Raw genomic sequence first — 21,475 nt, 5'->3', positions numbered from 1 at the left:
AATAAAGCTTGGGTTTTTCCTTGGGCTTGAGTCATAAGCTACCACCTCCACATAATATTTGACTTTACCATCTCTCAAAACTGGGTTTAGCCTAATGTCAACAGATTGTCTGGAATATCAACTACTAGCCTTCGCGTAAATAACCAGGGTAAACCTAACAATACTTCTGCTATTTCTTCTCCCCCGATAACAGGAATATTAAATTCTTGTCCATCTCAATACTGCTCGGTTAAGCATAAAAATACGAAATTACGTAGGTTGGGTTGAGGAACGAAACCCAACATTTATCAGCATTTGTTGGGTTTCGCTGTCGCTCAACCCAACCTACTATTTCCCTTAACCGAGTAGTATTGTTGTCCATCTAATCTAACAGTTCCAGCATAAATATTGAATTGTGCTTCTCCTCGAGCAGTCAGTCGTGTTTCTTCGCTATCAACTAGTTGCCAACCTAAAGAGACAGCATCTTGGGTATTGATTGCTAACCAGTCAGTAAAACCTGTATCAAGTAGGGCATCAACAGTAATAATTAATCCGTCTGCTGCTACAAAGTCTATTTCAAAGAAAAGCTCGCCCTTATTGCTAAATTTTCCTTCAATCAATTTTTTTAAGAGTCTCCTACTATATTTAACTGAAAAGTACAAATTAACCTGGATGGATGTTTGGATCGAGCCTGATTTTGGGCAACTTCTTTATTAGCATCAAGAAAATAATCACCACTGTCAGGTTCAATCGCTACATACCAGCCAGGATAACGATCGCTTAATTCACTTTTACAATTATCATAAATTACACGTGCGCGTGCAACATATCCTGGGTTGGCTTTATTTGGCGACAATTGGTTTGTATACTGTCGAATGCCCACCCAAGGACAAATGTTGGGATTCTGCAACTGATACTTTTTCGAGTCATGGGAATCAGCGCCATTAATTGTGGAGTGGGAATTCTCAGAAGAAACAGTATTTTTAGCTTCAGTTGATTGCCGTTCGGGGTAAGTGTTGCTCATAATGTTATTGCTTTACTGAAGGCGAGTAGACGAGAAATTGTAATTGAGTTTAGCAAAGAATTTCATTATATAACAAAAAAACATCAGTGTAAAAAATGTTAATTTTAACTGTAAAGATAAGTTGTCTTTATAAGATTGAACACTTAAGGATTTTGCCAATTTCTATGGTTTCTAATTCTAAGTTTTATGGGTTCGATTTTAGCACTGTCAAGCAACTATTTCTGTGTATTGTTAAGATTGTTTATTGTCTCTGGAAAAATATTTAGCTGAAAATTCCGCCTCTTCCGTACTTAGTGGGCTAATCCAATTTGATACACCAGGGGGTCTTGAGCCGCGAAGTGGGGAATCAGTAATATATGGAGTTGCTTTGATTTTTGCATTTCCATTTTAGACTTAGCTCATACTAAAAAAATCTGGCAGGTTTTTCAAGCATTAGTAAGTTATTGTGGCTTAATTATACCTTTTGAGGAAAGAGTTATAATTTGCGATCGCCCTACTAAAATGTCTTTCGATAATCAACAAAAGCTTCATGCTGAGGGTGAACCTGCCGTGCAATTCGCTGATGGATATAGCCTATACGCTTCTCATGGTGTAATAGATGAAAGTTCGATCGTTTATTTTTGAAGATTTTGAAGACAGAGAAAAATTCATGTGACTATTCTCGCCTATAATTAACACCAATACGACGAGCAATCAGCGAATTATCTTGCAGATCGCCAATGCGGATGGCTAAATCTACACCCTCTTCAACTAAATCGCTGAAGTGGTCGGACATGGTTAAGTCGAAAAATCCAGTAATGCTTCTGCTAATTCTTCTTTATTTTCCTCATTTACAAAGCCAAATTAAAAATTTGTTTTGCGGTGAGGTTAAATTGTGGGAATGTAGGAGAGATAATTACATCACTGTCTCTAAACGTTGTTTTTACATATTCCTCGTCAATTAGCTCGTACACAAAAATCGTGGGTTGTTTGGGATAGCCGATAAATTCACGCCCTCCCAAGGCAGCATAATCTACAATCCAGTATTCGGGAATGCCCATAGCTTCATAATCACGACGTTTGTCGTAGTAATCGTCCTGCCAGTTGGTACTCACAACTTCTACTATCAATTTGACCGAAGTCGCGTTTTGAATAACTGATTCACTTTCCCAGCGCGTCTCAGTACCGATAGTTTCTTGATTCAAAACAATGATGTCTGGTTCGTACCCAGATTTGTCCCGGTACGGTTTTACAATCGATTCTCTGGGTATTGTCCAAATGTCGGTTTTACCAATTTTATCAATCGTTGTCATTAACCTTCCACTGAGAGAACCCGTTAAATTTGAATGCTTACCCCTAGGCTTAGGCATCTCAATAATGACTCCATCATGCAATTCGTACCGGAATTCTGAATTTTCTGGATACCATTCGATAAACTCATCAAAGGTGTATAATTTTACTTCTGTTTGTCCTTGGGCTTGGGTCATAAGTTACCATCTCCACATATATTTGACCTTACCATCTCTCAAAACCTGTATCGAGTAGAGTACCAACAGTTATTAATGCCATATTTTTCCCTTTAGTTTGTAGGCTTGCACCAGATTTTCCTCATGACTCTGTGTCTAGCCTATCTCGTGCTGCCCAAGTTGTAGAGACTTATCCTTCACATTCAGTTGGGGCTGATTCTTATTTTTCCGACTTTTTAGGAATAGAGAAGACAAGCACAGAACTCCCAATCCGCCCAAAGAACAGACCGAACACTGCTGAGTCTTGGTTTGGTCAGTTCCCGATGCAACTGAGTTTCGGTTGGCTTCTATGCTGGCGAATATTAAGGTAACACCCAGAGCGGCAATTGCTAGTTTTTGATTGAATTTCACTTAGAATGTCCCAACGGTTTTCATGTATAATTTTAACACAAACACCTAACGACTGAAGCCCTATCGCACCCCTACTTTGTGCCTATTGTTACGACTGAAGCGATTTAAGCTGTAAAGACATAGATTCCACATCAAAATATCGATCGTTGAATTTATATGCCATTTTCTCTATTCCATATATTTGAAACCCAAGTGATAGATAAAGTTGTTTTGCTGAGAGGTTATTTGTCACCACATCTAGTAATAATATTTCTATCTCGTCAATAGCCTTAGCTCTTTCAATTAATTCATTGAGTAATAGTTTACCTATACCTTTTTTTCGATATTCTGGTTGAACATACATAGAACGAATATATGCTTTATGCCTGACTTTTATTCTCTCTCCTTGATGAAGTGCGATAATTCCAATTATCTCTTTATCCTCATAACAGCCCAAGATAAAGTTATTGTTGTCTACTGGTATTCTCTCCCTAAATTGATCTATCGTCATAAGAACTTCTTCTTGATACATTGTGCCAAAAGAATCTGGAGCGTTATATAAAGCTTCTAATCTGATATTCCTATAATCTTCTGCATCATCTTTTGTTAATTTTTTAATTCTCATTGAATGAATAAATAATAAACAACTTACAGCAAATTTCAACCTAGTGAGGTACAAAAATTACCCCCCTCTGTCCCCCCTTACTAAGGGGGGATGAAAGGGGGGTGTACCTCATGAGACTGAGAAAGGCTATAAGACGCAAAGAAGTCTGCCGAGGTATCATGATAACTAGTTTGCCGGATATGAGAACAGATGGTAAAACGGTTAAGGAGCATGGTTGAGCAACAACTCTTGAGCAATAGCTTTTAACTCTGAGTTTCCAGGATTTGCTTTATAAGCAACCCGAACCAAGTCAAAAAGCCATCCCTGAGATTCAGCTGTTTGTATTAATTTAAAGATAATTGTATTGAGATTACTTTTCTGAGTGATTTCGTTTAAGTTTTGATCGAGCTCGTAATATAACAATTGTTCGAGCAATGACTGTTCTGGAAAGGCACTGATGAAAGCAGAGTGTAATTTTTTACGTTGTTGGCGAGTCACTTCTTGATTTTGGTTTGTGCTCGGAACTTCAGATATCGATAACTGTGAGTTTTGATATGTTAAATCAACTTTACTTTGCTCTAGTTCCTGTAGCAAAGTTGTGATGAATTGGCGGTTGTTAGGTTTGCGCTCTTCTCCAGGCAGTTGTAAGTTGATATCGTCAATTAAGCTGCGAACATCTGCCATTTGACGGCTTTTTCGGCATTGAATCTGGTAAGCACCAGCGTCGAGAAACTCACGCAGTTCCTTGAGAGGATAACTATAGGGAGTTTGGGTTCCTTCACATTTTTTGCAATTACAAGGAACAAGAGTGTCATACTGCAAACGTTCAAAACATTGATGAATTTTGTCGAATTCGTGAGTGACTACTGCCAGCAATTCTTTCTTGCGATTTCCTGTGACACGGATTTTTATTTCTCTTTGATTGTATCGTTCAATGATTTCGGCACGTGTTTGGTTTTTATTGAGAACAACGCCACTTCTCCAAACTAGTTTTTGTTCTTCAATCCAAGGGTGTATCTCCACAATGAAGCGAGTCAGCATACCTTTGGGCATGAACTCGTATTCATAGCGTAAAATCAGATTGTTGGTATCGTCCCAGGTGTAATCGGGTTGGTTGATATCGAGTAATTGCGGTGCAAGATAGTTGTCGGGACGATGGGCAATTGGGTAGCAAAGTTTGAACCGCATCATCAGATGCAGCAGTTCATCTCGCATATCCGCGTATTCTGTATCTCCCCAGATATGTTCGAGATCTTCGTGTGTAAAACAGCCCAGATTTTTCTTGACTGTTTGATTATCTAATACTTTGTAGACAGCAGTTGTCCCCCATTCTGGTTTTAAAATGACGTAGTGTTTTAATGTTGGATCGTCTTGAAAGTGCAGGCATACACCCAAGTCGTGTAGATACCGACTCAACCGCAGCATATCTTCACGATCGCTTAAACCATTGAATCGGCAAAGTTGTCGATATTCTTCACAACTGATGTAGTTACGGGAATCGTTTTCTAAGGCAAAACGAACTCTTACCCAAACTTTAGGCAAAGGTGTACCAACATGAGGTAACCTGCTGATGTATTGCTCAATGGCATCTTTGATCTGTGTTAAACCGCGATTATCAGCTAAGTTAGTTGCCAAAACCTCTTTGAGATTGGTAAATTCTCCTCGCAAAGAGCGCTCGTTGACTTCACACTGACGGTCTTGTTTTTCATTTTTGATAATCAGAACGGGGCTGTTGTCACTCAACAGCTCAACAATCTTCAACCACCAGTAAAAGTCAGTGTTGTCTTTGCGAGTATCGGCAACTAAGGCATAGAGAGAGCGTTTTGTGAGAAAAAACTGGTGGGTTTGGTGATAAATTTCTTGACCGCCAAAGTCCCAAATATTGACGCGAAAATCGTGACCGTTATGTTGAAAACGCCACTGAATTACCTCAATGCCTTCGGTTGATTTTTCATCGGATTGAAGTTCATAGTTTTCGTCTTCAATTTTTTTAGCGAGGGAGGTTTTGCCAGCACCGCCTTCACCAACAATCAAGAATTTGGCTTCATAAAGGGGTTCGGTTTCGTTGGGATTTTCTTGTACGCGGAAATAGAAATTAAGAATTTCATTGGCATCACCAGGTTCTTCCCAGCTTTCCTTTCGCCCCAAAATCTCAGGGGGGATCGGAAGTGGGTTGCCACGCAAATCGAGTTTTTCCAGGTTTGACAGTTGTCGAATTTCTGGTGGAAGCGCACTCAGTTGATTGGAAATGAGGTCTAGCAATTGCAAGTTTGTGAGACGCCCAAATTCTGGTGGCAACGCATTCAGTTGATTGTAACAGAGGTATAGCGATTCCAAGTTGGTGAGGCGTCCGAATTCTGATGGCAGCGCACTCAGTTGATTGCTCCAAAGATTGAGCGATCGCAAGTTGGTGAGGCGTCCGAATTCTGATGGCAGCGCTCTCAGTTGATTATTATAGAGGTTGAGCGATTGCAAGTTGGCGAGGCGTCCGAATTCTGGTGGCAGCTCGCTCAGTTGATTGGTACTGAGCTCTAGCGATTGCAAGTTTGTGAGACATCCGAATTTTGGTGGTAGCGTTCTCAGTCTGTTAAAACTAAGGTCTAGCGATCGCAAGTTGGTGAGGAATCCGAATTCTGGTGGCAGTTCCCTCAGTTGATTACCACCAAGGTACAGCGATTGCAAGTTGGTGAGTTGGACTATTTCTAGTGGCAGTTCCCTCAGTTGATTACCACCAAGGTACAGCGATTGCAAATTGGTAAGTTGGACTATTTCTGGTGGTAGCCCACTCAGTTGATTATTCCAAAGGTCTAGCGATTGCAAGTTAGTCAGTTGGACTATTTCTAGTGGTAGTTCACTGAGTTGATTACCTTCGAGATTGAGCGATCGCAGGTTGGTGAGTTGTCCGAATTCGGGTGGCAAACTTTCGAGACGATTGCCAACTATCTGAAGTTCTTCAAGTTGACAAAGCTGTCCAATTTCCCCTGGTAAAGTACACAAATTGTTACTAATGATACCAACTTGCCCACCCTCTTCTCTATACCGATATTTGCCGAGAATCAGTTTTTTGAGTTGAGTCAGTTTGCCTATCTCAGATGGTAAAACCGACAACCCTCTGCCACAGAGGTCAAGTTCTGTCACTCCTTCTGTTGCAGCTTGTTCGATTACCTCTAGTAGTTCTGCCTCAGTCATAAACACGCTCTCTACTCAATTTGGTGACTTTGGGTTTTTGGCGGTAACTGCTAGTTTGATGATTTACCCACTGATATCAGGTTCGGTGAAACACTCATAATATAGGTAGGTTGGGTTGAGGAACGAAACCCAACATCCATTTTTAGCTTATGTTGGGTTTCTCCACGGGGAAAGCCCAACCAGCGTTGATAAATTTTATTATAAGTAATCACCCGAACTTGATATGACATAGTAGATACAATCTGAAACTACCAGAAAGTTAGCAAAAGACCTTCCATATTAAATAGGTAACCCAGAAGTACACTTATGCAAAATAAATCTAGTTTGTTCTATTTGACTGGGTTTCCACTCAGATCTAGTTCTTTCAAGTTTGGCAGTTGTTGAATTTCCGCAGGTAGCCAACTTAATTGGTTAGATCTGAGGTCTAGCGATCGCAAGTTGATGAGGAGTCCGAATTCTGGTGGCAGTACATTCAGTTGATTATTACTTAGATCGAGGGATTGCAAGTTATGGAGTTGACCGAATTCTGGTGGTAGCGCATTCAATTGATTGGATCTGAGACTAAGAAATCGTAAGTTATGGAGTTGCCCCAATTCTGGTGGTAGGGTTTCGAGGCGATTACCAACTATTAGAAGTTCTTCAAGTTGATGCAGTTGTTCGATTTCTCTAGGTAAAGCACTCAAATGATTTCTCAAAATACCAATAAACTCACCCTTATCGTTGTATTGATATTTGCCGAGAATCAGTTTTTTGAGTTGAGTGAGTTTCCCTATCTCAGATGGAACAACTGTCAACCCTTTGCCACTGAGGTCGAGTTCTGTCGCGCCTTCTGTTGCCTGTTTTCCGTTCAGAGTTCCTTCTCCCGATTAGATAATTTATTTTGCATGACTACTTACTTAATAGGTTTTATGTAAAATGGGATATAACTAGAGCAATCGCGTTTATGGAGCTTCTGTGTGAGTATCTTGACGCTAGATTTATCTCCTGTTGGGAACTTAACGGAGGATGCTTTTTACGAATTGGTGAAAGCGAATCCAGAAATGAAGTTTGAATGTACAGCATCTGGAGAACTCGTCATCGTGTCGCCAACAGGTGGAGAAACAGGAAATCAAAATTTTGAGCTTTATCTTGACTTAGGAATTTGGAACCGTCAGCAAAATTTAGGGAAAGCGTTTGATTCATCGACTTGTTTCAAACTCCCCAATGGAGCAAATCGCTCTCCAGATGTCACTTGGATTAAGTTAGAAAGGTGGGAATCTCTGAGTTCCGAGCAACGACAAAAATTCCCACCGATTGCTCCAGATTTTGTGGTTGAGTTGCGTTCTGCAACTGATGATTTGAAAACCTTGCAGGCTAAGATGCAGGAGTACATGGACAATGGAGTTCGTTTGGGTTGGCTGATCGATCCACAGAGCAAGCAGGTAGAAATTTATCGCCAAGGACGAGAGGTGGAAGTTATAAAATCTCCTACGACTTTATCTGGTGAAGATGTGTTGCCCGGTTTTGTTTTAGATTTGCGTGGTATTCTGTAAATGGAATTCAGATGAGCTATGTAAAGTTATGTGTGGGTCTTCGGAGCGCACACATAACTTTACAACATATCTCTTTTTGCACGTATCTCGTCTGGCATCCAACAAGTGCCGTGTTGAAAAATTCAGGCTTAATGCCTGAAATCCATATCCTATATTTGGTTTTTGCTATCAATACGTAAGTCCTCAATGTTATGATTATAATTATATTAAAAAATGTATGATTTTTTGAGTGAAGAGAAGCTCAAGACAGCTATCACCGAACTAAGCACTTTTGACCACACCCAATTAGCGGTGCCGTCGTAAAACCTAAAATAAATTGGGTGAAAACAGAAACCCGATTTTCTGCGTAAGTTATAATCACGATAAGTTTTTAATGACAAGCTTGAGGTTGAATTCGATTATAGCTATTTTAGTCTCTAGCAATAGGAACTCTTATGATGCTTAAAAATTCCTTAAAAAAGGCACCATATAATTCAAGACTAGGATTGGAAGTACTTCCTGGAAGTAACTTACTTAATCTGACAGATTTACAAAGACATCAATTAAAACAATCTCTATGGTCACATGGTGTGATTGTTGTCAAAAATCAACAGATGACTGCATTCGAGTTAGAAGAATTTGCCAGAAAAACTTTTGGAGATTTGATGTTTGGAGGTAATTCTTTTTCTTTAGCTCCAGATCTCTCGCCAGATATCCAGAGCCAATACACAGCTATTTTAGGTAATCCTAAAGGATTGGATCAAGAACCTCCTGAAAAGATTTTTGGAGCCAGGGTGTGGCATCAAGATAAAGATGGAGTACCCAGAATAGAAGAATTGGATATGAATGCACTGTATGTTGTCATGCTCTACAGTATAAAAGTTCCTGAACAGGGAGAAAATGGACAACCTCACACCACAGAATATTTAGATTTAATAGAAGCTTATAACAATCTTGCTCCCAGTCATCAAAAGGAATTAAAACAAATATCAATGTATCAAATGTCACCGATCTATGCGCGGAAAAATCTTAACTGGGATGATGTTCCCAAAAAAGTTCATCCCATTGTTTCAACTCACAAAGTTACGGGTCAAAAAGGTTTATATCTAGGTTCTTGGAATACAGCAATTCCTTTAGGTATGGAAGATAAACCAGAACAAGCACAACAATACTGGCAAGATTTATTTGAGACTGTTTTAAAACACACTCCTGTATATTCCCATGTTTGGGAGCCTGGAGATATTATTTTTTGGGATAACTCACAAGTAATGCATCGAGGAACTTTCTATGATTCCACCCAATACCAGCGTATTGCATTACGGTTAGGAGTGGTGGATTGTCATTCAGGCAATCCATAACGACTAGGGCGTGTTTTCAAACTCTTTATATCCTAAGAAATAGGCGATCGCTTCGCTACTGTGCGGAGTGCAGATTGCTAGGTTGGAATGATGAACTAAGGAAACTTCCATAATTTCCTTCGTCGCCTTGACAAAAGGCGCTTTATCTTAACCTCTCACGGATGTTCAAACCCAGTCCAAAAGTTAGTGAGGCGTCCAAATTCTGGTGGTAACTCGCTCAGTCGGTTCTCATTGAGGTCTAGCAATTGCAAGTTTGTGAGACGCCCAAATTCTGGTGGCAACGCATTCAGTTGATTGTAACAGAGGTATAGCGATTTCAAGTTGCTGAGATGTCCAAATTCTGATGGCAGCGCACTCAGTCGATTAAATTTGAGGTCAAGGAATTTCAAATTGGTGAGTTGGACTATTTCTGATGGCAGCATAGATAATAGCATCGTCAATGTTGGCTCTGTCGTTGGATTAATTGCCATTCGCACAGGCGTTCAAAAGAATTACTAGCGATCGCGATGCGATTATAACCAGCAATATAAACATATTGTCTGACAATTTATTGACAAAGTTCATCTGTCATGAATGCTTTGCTCGAGAGCTAATGTTCATAATCTGATAGCCAGGAATCGCTCCTAAACTCATCAGCTAAAAAATCAATGAAACAACGCACTTTCGCAGGTTGAAACCGTCCTCTTCTGAAAACGGCATAAATCGGCAAAGGAGTGGGTTGATAGTCCTTTAGCACAACTTTGAGCGTTCCTTGAGGCAAGATATCGCCAAATAACCATATTGGCGACACTGCAATGCCCAAGCCTGACAAAACTGCCTCACGCACAGCAGTTGAGTTATTTGCCTGAAAATTCCCGCTTACAGTCACTTTTACGTCTCCGTGCGTTCCCTGAAAGTGCCACTCATTTACGGTGGAAAGTTGCGTGTAAACAATGCAGTTATGGTGGGTGAGATCTTCCGGTACTTCAGGTTCTTGCGCTTGCTGGAAATAAGATAACGCACCGACTGTAATCCGTCTCGTTACACCAAGGCGACGTGTAATCAGTGAATTGTCCTGTATATTGCCAATTCGGATGGCTAAATCTACGCCCTCTTCAATGAGATCGCTAAAGCGATCGGACATAGTTAAATCGATTTTGATATCCGGATATCGATCGAAAAATAGTTTGAGGCGAGGCACAATTTGAAACTGTCCGAATGCCACTGGACAACTGACGCGCAGCAAACCCGATGGTGTTTGTCTCGATCCAACACTGGCTTCTGCTTCTGCGATCGCTTCTAACACCTGTTGGCAGTGTTCGTAAAAGCAAGTTCCTTCATCTGTCAAGTTTAGGCTTCTAGTCGATCGCATCAGCAGTTGTACGCCTAGGTATTCTTCTAGAGCAGCAATTTGCTTGCTAATTGTGGGTTGTGTGGTATCCAGTTCTCGTGCAACTGCCGAAAAGCTTCCTGTCTCCACCACGCGAACAAAACTCTTGATGCAGTCAATCCGATCCATCGTGATTCAATTGATTCTTGTTTGGAATAAATCATATTCCTTTTTGCCATCTTCTCAAAGCTTTAAAGATAAATCACCATAGTTTGTAGAAGCTCAATTGAAAGCAAACGGGAGATAAAACTATGCAATCTACAATCGAACAACCAGCTTACTTCAATCGGTATGAAAACTTGCACTTCTACCGAGACGAAAACGGGATTTTGGAAGTACGGATGCACACTAATGGAGGACCTTTGGTATTCACAGGTAAAACCCACCGGGAATTTCCTGATGCCTTCTACGATATTAGTCGCGATCGCGATAATCGAGTGGTGATTTTAACAGGCACAGGCGACTCCTGGATGGCACAAATTGACTTCCAAAGTTTGGGTGATGTCACTAATCCCCGTGAATGGGACAAGACGTATTGGGAAGGCAAGAAAGTTCTGCAAAACCTGCTGGATATTGAAGTGCCTGTCATCAGTGCCGTCAACGGTCCTGCCTTGCTGCACACCGAATATATCCTCACGACTGACATCGTTCTGGCTTCTGAGAATGCAGTATTCCAGGATATGCCCCACCTGAATGCAGGTATTGTACCGGGCGATGGCGTGCATATCCTGTGGCCTTTGGTACTAGGACCATCTCGCGGACGTTATTTCTTGTTGACTCAAGAGATGCTAACCGCCCAACAAGCCTACGAACTGGGTGTTGTGAACGAAGTGTTGCCCTCAGATCGCCTTTTGGAACGAGCTTGGGAACTGGCAAGACAGCTTGCTAAACAACCCACTCTCAATTTGCGCTACACTCGCGTTGCTCTAACCCAACGGCTCAAACGATTGGTTAGCGAAGGAATCGGCTATGGGCTGGCGCTGGAGGGGATTACCGCAACGGATCTTCGTAATGCTGGCTCGTAGGATTATTCAACAGTTTGAGAAAATTGTACAATCTGTTTATACGGGAAGAAGAAAACCATGAGCGATCGCTGGACACTGGTAGGAAAGAAAGCTTTAATTACCGGAGCAACAAAAGGAATTGGGCGAGCGATTGCCGAAGAGTTCCTGGCTTTGGGTGCTGAGGTAACGATTGTAGCCCGCAATGGAGTAACAATGGAGCAGGTATTAGAATCTTGGCGATCGCAGAATTGGAAAGCAAGCGGTGTTGCGGCAGATGTAGCTACTACAGAAGGTCGCCAAACCGTTCTCAGCCACATTAAATCTGCATTTGGGGAAGAACTCGATATTCTCGTCAATAACGTTGGCACTAACATTCGGAAGAAAGCAGTGGACTATTCATCACAAGAATACGCATCGATCTTCCAAACCAATCTCGATTCGGTCTTTGAACTTTGTCAACTCACTTATCCTTTGCTGAAAGCCAGCATGAATAGTAGCATTGTCAATGTTGGCTCTGTCGCCGGATTAACTGCTATTCGTACAGGTGCTCCTTACGGTATGACAAAAGCCGCCCTCGTGCAACTGACTCGTTCATTAGCGGTGGAATGGGCAGGCGATGGAATTCGGGTTAACACCGTTGCGCCTTGGTTTATCCAAACTCCTTTAACAGAGACTTTGCTAAGCGATCCGACCTTTTTGAAATCCGTGCTAGCAAAAACTCCTATGAGTCGTATTGGCAAACCCGAAGATATTGCTGGATTGGTTGCATTTTTATGTATGCCAGGAGCAGCTTACATCACCGGACAATGCATTGCTGTCGATGGTGGTTTTACCGCCTTCGGGTTTTAGGAGTTAAAATGTTGGTGTTTTACTGAAGTCTCACCTGTCAACCTTTTACGAATGATGTGGGCTTGACCACGATGTAGCCTGACACTACATAATACAGTGCTTATTTTTCGTTTGAGTTGTAGCACGAAAATACACCACTGGTCTGCCTACGAATGTGCCAGCTCGCTACATATAAATGATGCGATCGCCGCTCTAGAAGATGAGTTGGGAGTTATTTTAGTCACAATTCTTCAGCAATAGCTTGTAACTCTGGGTTTCCAGGCTTTTTACGAATTGGTGAAAGCGAATCCAGAAATGAAGTTTGAATGTACAGCATCTGGAGAACTCGTCATCGTGTCGCCAACAGGTGGGGAAACAGGAAATCAAAATTTTGAGCTTTATCTTGACTTAGGGATTTGGAACCGTCAGCAAAATTTAGGGAAAGCGTTTGATTCATCAACGTGTTTCAAACTCCCCAATGGAGCAAATCGCTCTCCAGATGTCACTTGGATTAAGTTAGAAAGGTGGGAATCTTTGAGTTTTGAGCAACGACAAAAATTTCCACCAATTGCTCGGTGATTTTGTGATTGAGTTGCGTTCTGTAACTGATGAAGTGAAGACTTTGCAGGCTAAGATGCAGGAGTACATGGACAATGGAGTTCGTTTGGGTTGGCTCATCGATCCACAGAATCAGCAGGTGGAAATTTATCGCCAAGGACGAGAGGTGGAAGTTCTAAAATCTCCTACGACTTTATCTGGTGAAGATGTGTTGCCCGGTTTTGTTTTAGATTTGCGTAGTATTCTGTAAATTGAATTCTTTTTCAACCCGTGCGATTATTCCCAAAATTGACCATTAATGGACAAATTTGAGGTATTGAAGAGGGTGAAGAGTTGATATTACCATTCTCTACCAATGTACATAAGGGTGAATCGTTTTTCTAAGCTTCATCATTTGTACTAGTTACCATTGCCATCAAGATTCCTAAAATTTTATCTACAGGTGGAAACAAATATATGGTAGGGTCAATGGTTACTGCATTATTTCTTAGACTCAAAAAAGTCCATTGTGTTGCTGTAGTCACTACACCAAAAACTTGTTGCATATCTTTATTAAACTTATTGGCAGCCACCATTTCAGCAATACATTGAGGTAAGCCTAAAGCTAGATCTGACTTTTTGGCTTCAACTACGGTTATTACGGGTTTAACGATTGTAATACTGATCGGACTTTTTGATATTAAGAAGTCGCACACACCGGTTAAACCACTTGATTTGTCTACATTAAACGTTTCTCCTGAAAACACGTTAATAGGGGTACTGGAAATTTCTTGCAGTTCTGTTAATATAGGACTGATGATTCGTTCGCTTTTTTCTTTTTCACTTCTTAATTCTAGAACAACTCTTGTCGCGTTTCGTTTGAGAATTTCATTAAGTAAATTGCTGGGTTGTATTGGTGGAGCATCTGAAAATAACTGTGGTGTTTCTTGAATTAACTCTAGTTTAAATTGATTGATTACACTGGGTAAATCGTTGAAGTCTGAGTAAGCCATAATTTTTGTTTTATAAAGAACGGCACGCTGTTGGATGGATTCTTCCGCAACAGCAAGAGTTATATGGATAGTCCCCGATATTTTGGGTGGTGTTGTCTCTACTGCCAATTCTAAAGCATTGACTAAAGAGCGAGCATCAAGAGCGAACAACATTCACTCTTATGTGCTCTAGCTTCATAGCCAATTTGAATTTTCTTTTGCCCATCACCGAGTTCTCTATCGGTGAGTGCTTGTTGGAAATGACAACTCGATAGAAGCCGAAGTTACACCAACAGGAGAGGATATTTGGTCCTGACGAAACCAAATTTTCAAGAAATGACACTAAAAGAACTAAAAGCTTACGTTTTAGCAAATCGCTATGACGATGAAGCGTTCTATACTTACATGGACAAAAGACGTGCTGGTAATCCTAACCCGGTTATGATAACAATTGAAGAAGCAGACGCCAAATTAAAAAGGCGATTTGGTCAGCGAGCAATCTAATTTATGGTTATATAATATAATATAATCAATTTTGTCGGTTAAATACAAGTCAACAGTTAATGGAAAAAGTTTTAGGAACTAATTTTGGTATTAAATTTGATTAAGGATATAAAAATGAAAACCACAACCAAAAGACAAGCATTGTTAAAAGTAATCTACGAAAAATTAGAACAGGCTTATGAAGACACTTTAGAAGATGTCATAGAACTGTTAAACATTCGCAAGGCTGAAGATGAAGAAGATATTCAAGCTATTAAAGAAGCTAGAAATGATACTAGCATTAGTTGGGAAGAGTATCAGCGAGAATTAGAATCGTGACCTATCAAATCAAAATTAAAAGTAAGGTGGCAAAGCAATTAAAAAAGCTACCGAATGATATTAGAGATAGGATCAACGAAAAAATTCTAAAACTAGCTGAAAATCCTCGTCCTAGTGGAGTACGTCTTGGGTATTAAGTGCTAACCAGTCGGTAAAACCTGTATCGAGTAGGGCATCAACAGTAATAATTAATCCGTCTGCCGCTACAAAGTCTATTTCAAAGAACATCTCGCCCTTTCTGCTAAATTTTCCTTCAATCAATTGTTTTAATAATTTCCTACTATATTTAACTGAAAAGTACAAATTAATCTAGATGGATGTTTGGCGCGAGCCTGATTCTGGGCAACTTCTTTATTAGCATCAAGAAAATAATCACCACTGTCAGGTTCAATCGCTACATACCAACCAGGATAACGATCGCTTAATTCGCTTTTGTGGTTATCACAAATTACACGTGCGCGTGCAACATATCCAGGGTTGGCTTTCTTTGGCGACAATTGGTTTGTATACTGTCGAATGCCTACCCAAGGACAAGTGTTTTGATTGTGCAAACGAGACTTCATCAAGTCATGGGAATCAGCGCTATTCATTCTAATCCAATACGTTTGCCTGTTAGCCAATCTATCGTATCATTATTTTCGCTTACCTTAGAACTATGCCTTGCCGCTAGCTCCCGCACACTAGGCTTGCTCTGTTTTTTTGGTGAACTTTTACCTTGGCTAATATCTTCTGAGAGTAATTGGAGATGATTATGTATCTCCTTTTCATCTAGAACATCATCAGAAAGTAAATCAAAAAGAGATTTCCCATTGTTATAAGATTGTCGTACAAAATTTCCAACTGGTAAAGAAGATAGTGTGTCCCAATACTTTGCTATCGAATGTATTTTGTTAAGACGACTTTGATTAGACGGATGTGGTTCAAAACTACCTCCAATCCAGGCGTAAATAGTTTGTCTCTCAACTCTAAGTATTTTTGCCATCTCTGTTACAGTGAGTGAAAGAGATGAACGAATAGAGGAAATCTCACCCACATTATAAACAAATTCACTTTTCCTATTTTTTGCTTCATCCAAAGGAAATTGAACTCCGTATTTTTATTTAAAAGCTTACACTTACTTTATTATGACATTAAACATACAGGACTTACGCAACATCAACGCTATTTTAAGGATTTCACGCGTTGTAGCTCCCCCCATTTCCTCCCAACCCCAGAGGGGACCCCAAGCCCCCCGATACATTGGGGGCTTTGCGTAAGTCCTAACGTAACTGCAATAGTTCCAGTGCGACATTTTGTTTTATATCAAATCCGTTCATATCGGAATTATTTCTCTTTCCTCTCTGGTGCGCTCTCTGCGTCTGGAGCGGTTTTTTAATCATTCATATGCTACCGGATTTGATATTAGCGATCGCGAAGCTCAAACCGTACCCAACCGATCGCATCCTATAATGGTATCTAAGAATTAGACTAAAAAACCCCGGTCACTGGTCACTGGTTACTGCTCACTGTTCACTGATTCCGCCTTTTCTCCTGACGGTTGCGAACAGCAGAGCGCAGCACCTTAAGCTTATAAGGATCGGCATCTTTGCGCCAGTGCAGTTGATAACCATTGAGAGTCGCACAGTGGTCTGCCAAACATTTAAGCCAACCGGAATAATGACTGATACTGCGCCAATCATCCAATAGTCCCCAGTCTTCTTCTTGGCGAGTCAGTTTAGCAAATTTCTCGTAAAGCGGATAATCGGATGTCACTAAAGCTTCTTTATAATGAAGCACGGGGGGATTATCATCTGTATCGTAATCTCGATAACTAACGTGCAAGTCTTGTAAGTTAATAATCATACAAGTCTTGAGTGTCGGATGGGGATCTGAGTCAAAGTTGGGATAATAAAGATAAGAAATTTTTGCACTTTTGGTGTGAAATTTGATAACATTTGCTTCTTCCAAACGACCAATAATACGACTTGCACAACCTTCATAAAGGCGCAAGAGGGGATCGAGTGATTGTAGGGCTGAGATATGAACCCATAGAGAATTTGGCAGTTTTTTCCCTACGGAGCTGTTTTGGCAACATTCCTGAAGAATTTCTAGATTCCCTACGCTGAGAAGCATGATGTCAGCATTGACACAGGCTTGCTTGTAAGTGCCAAATAAACCTTTAATGTCTTCTTGAACTTCGGGGGCTAAATCTCTCAGTTTTGGGCGGTAGCTAAACTGGCTCAAAGCCAAATAAACCATCAAATCTTGACGGCGTTTTTCAGAAATTTCTTCCCATTCTTCCAGGTTGGTTGCTTGCAAAATGACTTGAAAAGCACGTCGCAGGGTGCCAAATTCTGAATTGATATCATCTTCTTGTGGTAGTTCACCTTTACTGGGAAAACGACCCCGTTCTGTAAAAAACGCCATCAGAGGTGCAAGCAGTTCCTGATAATCTTCAAATCGTTTAATGCGAGAACGAACTCTGGGGGTTGTGGCGCGAGAACGGTAGCGGGAAGCTCGAAACAACTGTGCTTGAGCTTCATCCCGGAAAACAAAATAAACGCCTAAAGCAACGGGAATGGCATCAACACCAAGAACTTGGTCAATGTAACGTTTGAGTTCTTCTTGCTCGTAGTACTTCTGAAAAGTATTGCGGGTTGTGATGACTCCATCTTCATAAGCAACAACACCCCTGGTGGATGCTATCAAAACTTGGGCTGAGACAAGCAGAACTTTACGGGTAAGTTCCCAAGCTTTTACCAGCGCCTCTCGCCGTTCGCTTGGGGTTTCTATAACGTTTATTACGTACCCAAGATTGACGATATCGGCAGGGGTTCGGGGAGTATCCGGTGAATAGTAGGGGTCCCATCCCATACTGTTATAACCTTTTTGGGCAATTCGGGTGATATCTCCGCCATGTCCGCAACCATAGTCAAAAAAGGTGGTTTCTGAAGTAAATAAGTTGGCATCTAATGCTAGGCGCACGGGACGGGATAAATCATTGCGGTAAATTGCTGCTCTATGACGATCTATGCGGGGTGCTAATGGTTCGTTGGCTGGTTTTGTCTGTTGTGTTGTGTTGGTTGTGTTGTGTTGTATGAGATGGTGTCCCTGAATTTCTACCCCAAATGCTTGCAAGCGTCTTTGCCATCCTTCTCGCGTACCGATGTTTCTTGAATTGTCTAGCAAACCTAATTTTTCTTGAGCGTTTGTTAGTTCGGCAAACTGTTGGTATTGGGGATAGTCTGGTGTAACAAAGGTTTCTTTGCGATGGAGTATGGGAGGATTTTCTGTAGTACTGTAGTCTCGATATGTGGTTTCTAGGGTTTCTGTGTCAACTTGGATACTGGCTTTTAGGGCTGGATGGGGGTCTGTGTCAAAATCTGGATAGAATAGGTAGGAAATTTTGGGTTTGCTAGTGCTAAATTTTACAAGCGTTGCTTCCTGGGCTTGGGGAACTACACTTCTGGCACGGCTTTCATATTGCTGGAGTAAGGGGTCAAGGGTGGATAGTGCTGTTATGTGGACGTAAAGAGCTTCTGGCAATAGTTTACCAACTTGACTTCGCTGACAGCAGGATGCGATCGCCTGTAAAGACTCAACTCCCAGTTCCGCTCTAACCTGAGATTTCTCAGTTATTGCCTCAAATTTGTTCAAGCTATCATTATCTAGAGCCATTGGGCTTATTTGTGGAGAACTGCTACTGGCAAAATCGCTGAATGCCTGACTGTAATGTTAATCTTCGCACAATCAATCGCATTTGAATCACTTTTTCCAGATTTTTTACCAATACAAGTATTTTATATTACATATTTCTTACGCAAAGCCCCCCTTTTTAAGGGGGGTTGGGGGGATCTGCAAAGCGTGAAATCCTCAGACATCTGGAATACATAACTCAGCAGACAGTGGCTGTTTTAATGCTTGGAAATAAACCTCACGATGTTTGTTAGAAATATTTCTTAGCAGAAGAGATAGCGATCGCTCTGCCAAAAAAATCACGGAAAAATCTTTAAGGAATTTCCCAATTTCAAGTTTCATAAATTGGAAGGTGATTTAAAAGATCACTACTCAATTTCGGTTATTGGAAATTGGCGATTGACCTTTAAGTGGGAAGAGGAAAACAAGAATGTTGAAGTCCTGGACTACGTTGACTACCATTAGATAGTAGTGGTCAACGGGAAAAATGAATAATCTCTTTGGCTTAAAAATTAATTGTAAAAACCTATGGCAAAAGAAAGAATACAAATGTACGAGCCGCCACACATCGGCGAAGTCTTAAAGGAGGAGTTTTTAAAGCCTTATGGTCTTAGTATCTCAAAGTTTGCCGACATGATTGGAGTGAACAGGGCTTATATGTCCAAGATCATCAATGGCAAGGCTGGAGTAAGTCCTGCTATGGCTTTAAGACTTTCTAAGGCACTAAATACCAGTGTTGGTCTATGGTTAAATATGCAACAGCAGTACGATCTTTGGCAAGCTAAGCAATCTACTGATTTGTCTAAGGTAAAGGTCATTAATCTGGAAATGAAAGTCTCTTTGAACAAAATGGCTTAGCCATCGGGGTTGTTAAGGGGCTGCAAGCCTGCAACTATAATCACAGATTTGGTGGCAGATTGAAAGCTCCTTAGTTGACAAGTTGTACTTATTGTTGCCTATGTGTTTCAGTCCCGTTGCCGAGAATCACTACGTTTCCAGGAATCGCTACGTTTCAAGAATGTTTAGCGGCTGATTGATACAATCTTCGACTTGTTTCAGTCCCGTTTCCAGGAATCGCTACGTTTCAAGCAAAGAGTACAACATTTAAGCTTTGTGCTCTTTGGCGGTTTCAGTCCCGTTTCCAGGAATCGCTACGTTTCAAGATTCTCGAATTTTATCTCTAATTAGCTGATATAGGAAGTTTCAGTCCCGTTTCCAGGAATCGCTACGTTTCAAGAAACAAAAGTGGTGTCAAAAGGGTCTGAAGCTTATACGTTTCAGTCCCGTTTCCAGGAATCGCTACGTTTCAAGTCTAATAAACTTTCTATAGAACTAAATTGAGATAATAGTTTCAGTCCGTTTCCAGGAATCGCTACGTTTCAAGTGTAAAATTAATTTGTTTGCGATGCGCGTCTAGATCGTTTCAGTCCCGTTTCCAGGAATCGCTACGTTTCAAGTAAGCGTGTACGGTCTTACCGCTCTGACTTAAAGTTTCAGTCCCGTTTCCAGGAATCGCTACGTTTCAAGTCTTGCATCTTCGGCAGTTCTAGGATGCCGATTCGCATCATGTTTCAGTCCGTTTCCAGGAATCGCTACGTTTCAAGCATCGAAAGAACGAGCGATGAGGCTGATAAAGATTGTTTCAGTCCCGTTTCCAGGAATCGCTACGTTTCAAGTAGGTGGGTGGGCAAGAAAGATGCGAAATTTCCTTGTTTCAGTCCCGTTTCCAGGAATCGCTACGTTTCAAGTTAGAGTGTTAAGCGCTTAACAGTAACAGTAAATTTGGTTTCAGTCCCGTTTCCAGGAATCGCTACGTTTCAGCTGGAAGCGTCCCTGTGAAAAAGTAGAAATCCCCAGGTTTAGTTTCAGTCCCGTTTCCAGGAATCGCTACGTTTCAAGCTTAAATTAAAAAGGTAACAGGTAGGTGTAAAAGCCGTTTCAGTCCCGTTTCCAGGAATCGCTACGTTTCAAGTCGCCGTAATATTGAATGTGACGCTTGATATGTTCTTTGGTTTCAGTCCCGTTTCCAGGAATCGCCTACGTTTCAAGTCCTTTGGCAAAGACTTCCACTCCCTACGGATAGGAGGTTTCAGTCCCGTTTCCAGGAATCGCTACGTTTCAAGCAAGCAGAGTCTGTTCTAGCTGTAAAGTCAGCTTTTGAGTTTCAGTCCCGTTTCCAGGAATCGCTACGTTTCAAGCAGACTCTTCTTGATTGATTCTGCTCCCGTAGCGTTTCAGTCCCGTTTCCAGGAATCGCTACGTTTCAAGGCATTGATTTGTTGTTGTAAATCATTACAACAATTAGTTTCAGTCCCGTTTCCAGGAATCGCTACGTTTCAAGTTACAAGCTTGTTTTGATTCGTATGCGTACCACTCAATGTTTCAGTCCGTTTCCAGGAATCGCTACGTTTCAAGCTATAGATGAGGTATGTATAGTGTTGAATGGTGAAGAATGTTTCAGTCCGTTTCAGGAATCGCTACGTTTCAAGGAAAAAGCAGTTGGTCGTCAGCTTGAATGGTCAGAAGGTTTCAGTCCCGTTTCCAGGAATCGCTACGTTTCAAGTGGCAAGATATACGATCGCGATGATGCAGGTGCGGGTTTCAGTCCCGTTTCAGGAATCGCTACGTTTCAAGCTTAGTGATGCTAACTGGGCTGTACCTGCTGTCTGTATATTATACAGTTCTCCAATCCCACGAGAAAAAGGCGAATATAGTATTAAGTATTATGGTAGAAAAATAAATTGTTTT

General features: G+C 41.1%; 26 protein-coding genes and 1 CRISPR repeat array. Of the genes, 11 read left to right on the top strand and 15 right to left on the bottom strand.

Annotated elements, in window-relative coordinates:
• Positions 1–314 precede the first annotated feature (314 nt).
• From F7734_RS20235 to F7734_RS20200, 8 genes are all read right to left on the bottom strand, one after another.
• On the bottom strand, positions 315–599 hold the full coding sequence (locus F7734_RS20235) for an aspartyl protease (protein ID WP_207714152.1): 285 nt from the start codon (positions 597–599) through the stop codon (positions 315–317).
• Positions 600–604: 5 nt separating this feature from the next.
• Positions 605–1,003: a hypothetical protein gene (locus F7734_RS20230; RefSeq protein ID WP_155746364.1), complete on the bottom strand. Its 399-nt coding sequence runs from the start codon at positions 1,001–1,003 to the stop codon at positions 605–607.
• An 830-nt stretch (positions 1,004–1,833) separates the two neighbouring features.
• Positions 1,834–2,469 (bottom strand): Uma2 family endonuclease, encoded by a 636-nt coding sequence (locus tag F7734_RS20225; RefSeq protein WP_155746363.1) that lies wholly within the window; start codon positions 2,467–2,469, stop codon positions 1,834–1,836.
• A 135-nt stretch (positions 2,470–2,604) separates the two neighbouring features.
• On the bottom strand, positions 2,605–2,859 hold the full coding sequence (locus F7734_RS20220) for a hypothetical protein (RefSeq protein ID WP_155746362.1): 255 nt from the start codon (positions 2,857–2,859) through the stop codon (positions 2,605–2,607).
• An 88-nt stretch (positions 2,860–2,947) separates the two neighbouring features.
• Positions 2,948–3,463, bottom strand: a complete 516-nt coding sequence (locus F7734_RS20215) for a GNAT family N-acetyltransferase (RefSeq protein ID WP_155746361.1) — start codon at positions 3,461–3,463, stop codon at positions 2,948–2,950.
• Between the two features lie 201 nt (positions 3,464–3,664).
• On the bottom strand, positions 3,665–6,631 hold the full coding sequence (locus F7734_RS20210) for a COR domain-containing protein (protein ID WP_155746360.1): 2,967 nt from the start codon (positions 6,629–6,631) through the stop codon (positions 3,665–3,667).
• Positions 6,632–6,681: 50 nt separating this feature from the next.
• On the bottom strand, positions 6,682–6,861 hold the full coding sequence (locus F7734_RS20205) for a hypothetical protein (RefSeq protein WP_155746359.1): 180 nt from the start codon (positions 6,859–6,861) through the stop codon (positions 6,682–6,684).
• 99 nt (positions 6,862–6,960) lie between these two features.
• Entirely contained in the window at positions 6,961–7,425 is a 465-nt protein-coding gene (locus F7734_RS20200) for a leucine-rich repeat domain-containing protein (RefSeq protein ID WP_243146981.1), read from the bottom strand.
• A gap of 162 nt (positions 7,426–7,587) precedes the next feature.
• Here F7734_RS20200 and F7734_RS20195 point away from each other — a divergent pair, with 162 nt between their 5' ends.
• Both F7734_RS20195 and F7734_RS20190 read left to right on the top strand, forming a co-directional pair.
• A complete protein-coding gene (locus tag F7734_RS20195) occupies positions 7,588–8,163 on the top strand; it encodes a Uma2 family endonuclease (RefSeq protein WP_166482019.1) in 576 nt (191 codons plus the stop codon).
• Between the two features lie 434 nt (positions 8,164–8,597).
• Positions 8,598–9,500 (top strand): TauD/TfdA family dioxygenase, encoded by a 903-nt coding sequence (locus tag F7734_RS20190; protein ID WP_155746357.1) that lies wholly within the window; start codon positions 8,598–8,600, stop codon positions 9,498–9,500.
• Positions 9,501–9,655: 155 nt separating this feature from the next.
• Here the strand turns inward: F7734_RS20190 and F7734_RS20185 are convergent, their stop codons facing one another.
• Both F7734_RS20185 and F7734_RS20180 read right to left on the bottom strand, forming a co-directional pair.
• Complete coding sequence (locus tag F7734_RS20185) at positions 9,656–9,970, bottom strand: leucine-rich repeat domain-containing protein (protein WP_155746356.1); 315 nt, start codon at positions 9,968–9,970, stop codon at positions 9,656–9,658.
• A 119-nt stretch (positions 9,971–10,089) separates the two neighbouring features.
• Positions 10,090–10,998 carry a LysR family transcriptional regulator gene (locus tag F7734_RS20180; protein WP_155746355.1) on the bottom strand — a complete coding sequence of 303 codons (909 nt, stop codon included), beginning with the start codon at positions 10,996–10,998 and terminating at the stop codon, positions 10,090–10,092.
• A 122-nt stretch (positions 10,999–11,120) separates the two neighbouring features.
• On the opposite strand from F7734_RS20180, the gene F7734_RS20175 reads away from it, so the two are divergent.
• The 5 genes from F7734_RS20175 to F7734_RS66165 all read left to right on the top strand — a co-directional run bounded on the left by F7734_RS20175 (position 11,121) and on the right by F7734_RS66165 (position 13,509).
• On the top strand, positions 11,121–11,894 hold the full coding sequence (locus F7734_RS20175) for an enoyl-CoA hydratase/isomerase family protein (protein ID WP_155746354.1): 774 nt from the start codon (positions 11,121–11,123) through the stop codon (positions 11,892–11,894).
• 57 nt (positions 11,895–11,951) lie between these two features.
• Entirely contained in the window at positions 11,952–12,722 is a 771-nt protein-coding gene (locus tag F7734_RS20170; RefSeq protein WP_155746353.1) for an SDR family oxidoreductase, read from the top strand.
• Positions 12,723–12,818: 96 nt separating this feature from the next.
• A complete protein-coding gene (locus tag F7734_RS20165; RefSeq protein WP_155746352.1) occupies positions 12,819–12,962 on the top strand; it encodes a hypothetical protein in 144 nt (47 codons plus the stop codon).
• 54 nt (positions 12,963–13,016) lie between these two features.
• Positions 13,017–13,280 (top strand): Uma2 family endonuclease, encoded by a 264-nt coding sequence (locus tag F7734_RS66170; RefSeq protein WP_347566245.1) that lies wholly within the window; start codon positions 13,017–13,019, stop codon positions 13,278–13,280.
• Entirely contained in the window at positions 13,243–13,509 is a 267-nt protein-coding gene (locus tag F7734_RS66165; protein WP_347566244.1) for a Uma2 family endonuclease, read from the top strand. The genes F7734_RS66170 and F7734_RS66165 overlap by 38 nt, the downstream gene beginning before the upstream one ends.
• A 130-nt stretch (positions 13,510–13,639) precedes the next feature.
• Here the strand turns inward: F7734_RS66165 and F7734_RS20155 are convergent, their stop codons facing one another.
• Positions 13,640–14,404: a hypothetical protein gene (locus F7734_RS20155; RefSeq protein WP_155746351.1), complete on the bottom strand. Its 765-nt coding sequence runs from the start codon at positions 14,402–14,404 to the stop codon at positions 13,640–13,642.
• Positions 14,405–14,542: 138 nt separating this feature from the next.
• Between F7734_RS20155 and F7734_RS20150 the strand changes: the two genes are divergently transcribed.
• On the top strand, positions 14,543–14,734 hold the full coding sequence (locus tag F7734_RS20150) for a hypothetical protein (protein ID WP_155746401.1): 192 nt from the start codon (positions 14,543–14,545) through the stop codon (positions 14,732–14,734).
• Positions 14,735–14,848: 114 nt separating this feature from the next.
• Entirely contained in the window at positions 14,849–15,052 is a 204-nt protein-coding gene (locus F7734_RS20145; protein WP_155746350.1) for a hypothetical protein, read from the top strand.
• A gap of 266 nt (positions 15,053–15,318) precedes the next feature.
• Here F7734_RS20145 and F7734_RS20135 read toward each other — a convergent pair whose 3' ends face one another.
• Both F7734_RS20135 and F7734_RS20130 read right to left on the bottom strand, forming a co-directional pair.
• Positions 15,319–15,642 carry a hypothetical protein gene (locus F7734_RS20135; RefSeq protein WP_155746349.1) on the bottom strand — a complete coding sequence of 108 codons (324 nt, stop codon included), beginning with the start codon at positions 15,640–15,642 and terminating at the stop codon, positions 15,319–15,321.
• Positions 15,639–16,127 (bottom strand): helix-turn-helix domain-containing protein, encoded by a 489-nt coding sequence (locus F7734_RS20130; protein WP_155746348.1) that lies wholly within the window; start codon positions 16,125–16,127, stop codon positions 15,639–15,641. The genes F7734_RS20135 and F7734_RS20130 overlap by 4 nt, the downstream gene beginning before the upstream one ends.
• Before the next feature lie 217 nt (positions 16,128–16,344).
• On the opposite strand from F7734_RS20130, the gene F7734_RS20125 reads away from it, so the two are divergent.
• Positions 16,345–16,518, top strand: coding sequence for a hypothetical protein (locus tag F7734_RS20125; RefSeq protein WP_155746347.1), 174 nt, complete (start codon positions 16,345–16,347; stop codon positions 16,516–16,518).
• A gap of 43 nt (positions 16,519–16,561) precedes the next feature.
• Here the strand turns inward: F7734_RS20125 and F7734_RS20120 are convergent, their stop codons facing one another.
• Together F7734_RS20120 and F7734_RS20115 are read right to left on the bottom strand one after the other, a co-directional pair.
• The gene (locus F7734_RS20120) at positions 16,562–18,709 is read right to left on the bottom strand and encodes a DNA phosphorothioation-associated putative methyltransferase (protein WP_155746346.1); all 2,148 of its coding nucleotides are present in this window, start codon (positions 18,707–18,709) and stop codon (positions 16,562–16,564) included.
• 195 nt (positions 18,710–18,904) lie between these two features.
• Positions 18,905–19,069, bottom strand: coding sequence for a hypothetical protein (locus tag F7734_RS20115; RefSeq protein ID WP_155746345.1), 165 nt, complete (start codon positions 19,067–19,069; stop codon positions 18,905–18,907).
• A 186-nt stretch (positions 19,070–19,255) separates the two neighbouring features.
• Between F7734_RS20115 and F7734_RS20105 the strand changes: the two genes are divergently transcribed.
• Positions 19,256–19,585: a HigA family addiction module antitoxin gene (locus F7734_RS20105; RefSeq protein WP_243146980.1), complete on the top strand. Its 330-nt coding sequence runs from the start codon at positions 19,256–19,258 to the stop codon at positions 19,583–19,585.
• Positions 19,586–19,716: 131 nt separating this feature from the next.
• Positions 19,717–21,361: a CRISPR direct-repeat array (repeat unit 25 nt; unit sequence TTTCCAGGAATCGCTACGTTTCAAG).
• Positions 21,362–21,475: the final 114 nt, after the last annotated feature.

It is taken from the genome of Scytonema sp. UIC 10036, assembly GCF_009725235.1.
The sequence above is the reverse complement of the archived record's forward strand: the minus strand, read 5'-3'. Positions and strand labels throughout refer to the sequence as shown.

Excerpts from the sequence above, each read along its gene's own strand:
- F7734_RS20230 (WP_155746364.1), bottom strand. The coding sequence starts at position 1,003 with ATGAGCAACACTTACCCCGAACGGCAATCAACTGAAGCTAAAAATACT.
- F7734_RS20225 (WP_155746363.1), bottom strand. The coding sequence starts at position 2,469 with ATGACCCAAGCCCAAGGACAAACAGAAGTAAAATTATACACCTTTGAT.
- F7734_RS20215 (WP_155746361.1), bottom strand. The coding sequence starts at position 3,463 with ATGAGAATTAAAAAATTAACAAAAGATGATGCAGAAGATTATAGGAAT.
- F7734_RS20210 (WP_155746360.1), bottom strand. The coding sequence starts at position 6,631 with ATGACTGAGGCAGAACTACTAGAGGTAATCGAACAAGCTGCAACAGAA.
- F7734_RS20205 (WP_155746359.1), bottom strand. The coding sequence starts at position 6,861 with ATGTCATATCAAGTTCGGGTGATTACTTATAATAAAATTTATCAACGC.
- F7734_RS20190 (WP_155746357.1), top strand. The coding sequence starts at position 8,598 with ATGATGCTTAAAAATTCCTTAAAAAAGGCACCATATAATTCAAGACTA.
- F7734_RS20185 (WP_155746356.1), bottom strand. The coding sequence starts at position 9,970 with ATGGCAATTAATCCAACGACAGAGCCAACATTGACGATGCTATTATCT.
- F7734_RS20180 (WP_155746355.1), bottom strand. The coding sequence starts at position 10,998 with ATGGATCGGATTGACTGCATCAAGAGTTTTGTTCGCGTGGTGGAGACA.
- F7734_RS20175 (WP_155746354.1), top strand. The coding sequence starts at position 11,121 with ATGCAATCTACAATCGAACAACCAGCTTACTTCAATCGGTATGAAAAC.
- F7734_RS20170 (WP_155746353.1), top strand. The coding sequence starts at position 11,952 with ATGAGCGATCGCTGGACACTGGTAGGAAAGAAAGCTTTAATTACCGGA.
- F7734_RS66170 (WP_347566245.1), top strand. The coding sequence starts at position 13,017 with ATGAAGTTTGAATGTACAGCATCTGGAGAACTCGTCATCGTGTCGCCA.
- F7734_RS20155 (WP_155746351.1), bottom strand. The coding sequence starts at position 14,404 with ATGTTGTTCGCTCTTGATGCTCGCTCTTTAGTCAATGCTTTAGAATTG.
- F7734_RS20145 (WP_155746350.1), top strand. The coding sequence starts at position 14,849 with ATGAAAACCACAACCAAAAGACAAGCATTGTTAAAAGTAATCTACGAA.
- F7734_RS20135 (WP_155746349.1), bottom strand. The coding sequence starts at position 15,642 with ATGAATAGCGCTGATTCCCATGACTTGATGAAGTCTCGTTTGCACAAT.
- F7734_RS20120 (WP_155746346.1), bottom strand. The coding sequence starts at position 18,709 with ATGGCTCTAGATAATGATAGCTTGAACAAATTTGAGGCAATAACTGAG.
- F7734_RS20115 (WP_155746345.1), bottom strand. The coding sequence starts at position 19,069 with ATGAAACTTGAAATTGGGAAATTCCTTAAAGATTTTTCCGTGATTTTT.
- F7734_RS20105 (WP_243146980.1), top strand. The coding sequence starts at position 19,256 with ATGGCAAAAGAAAGAATACAAATGTACGAGCCGCCACACATCGGCGAA.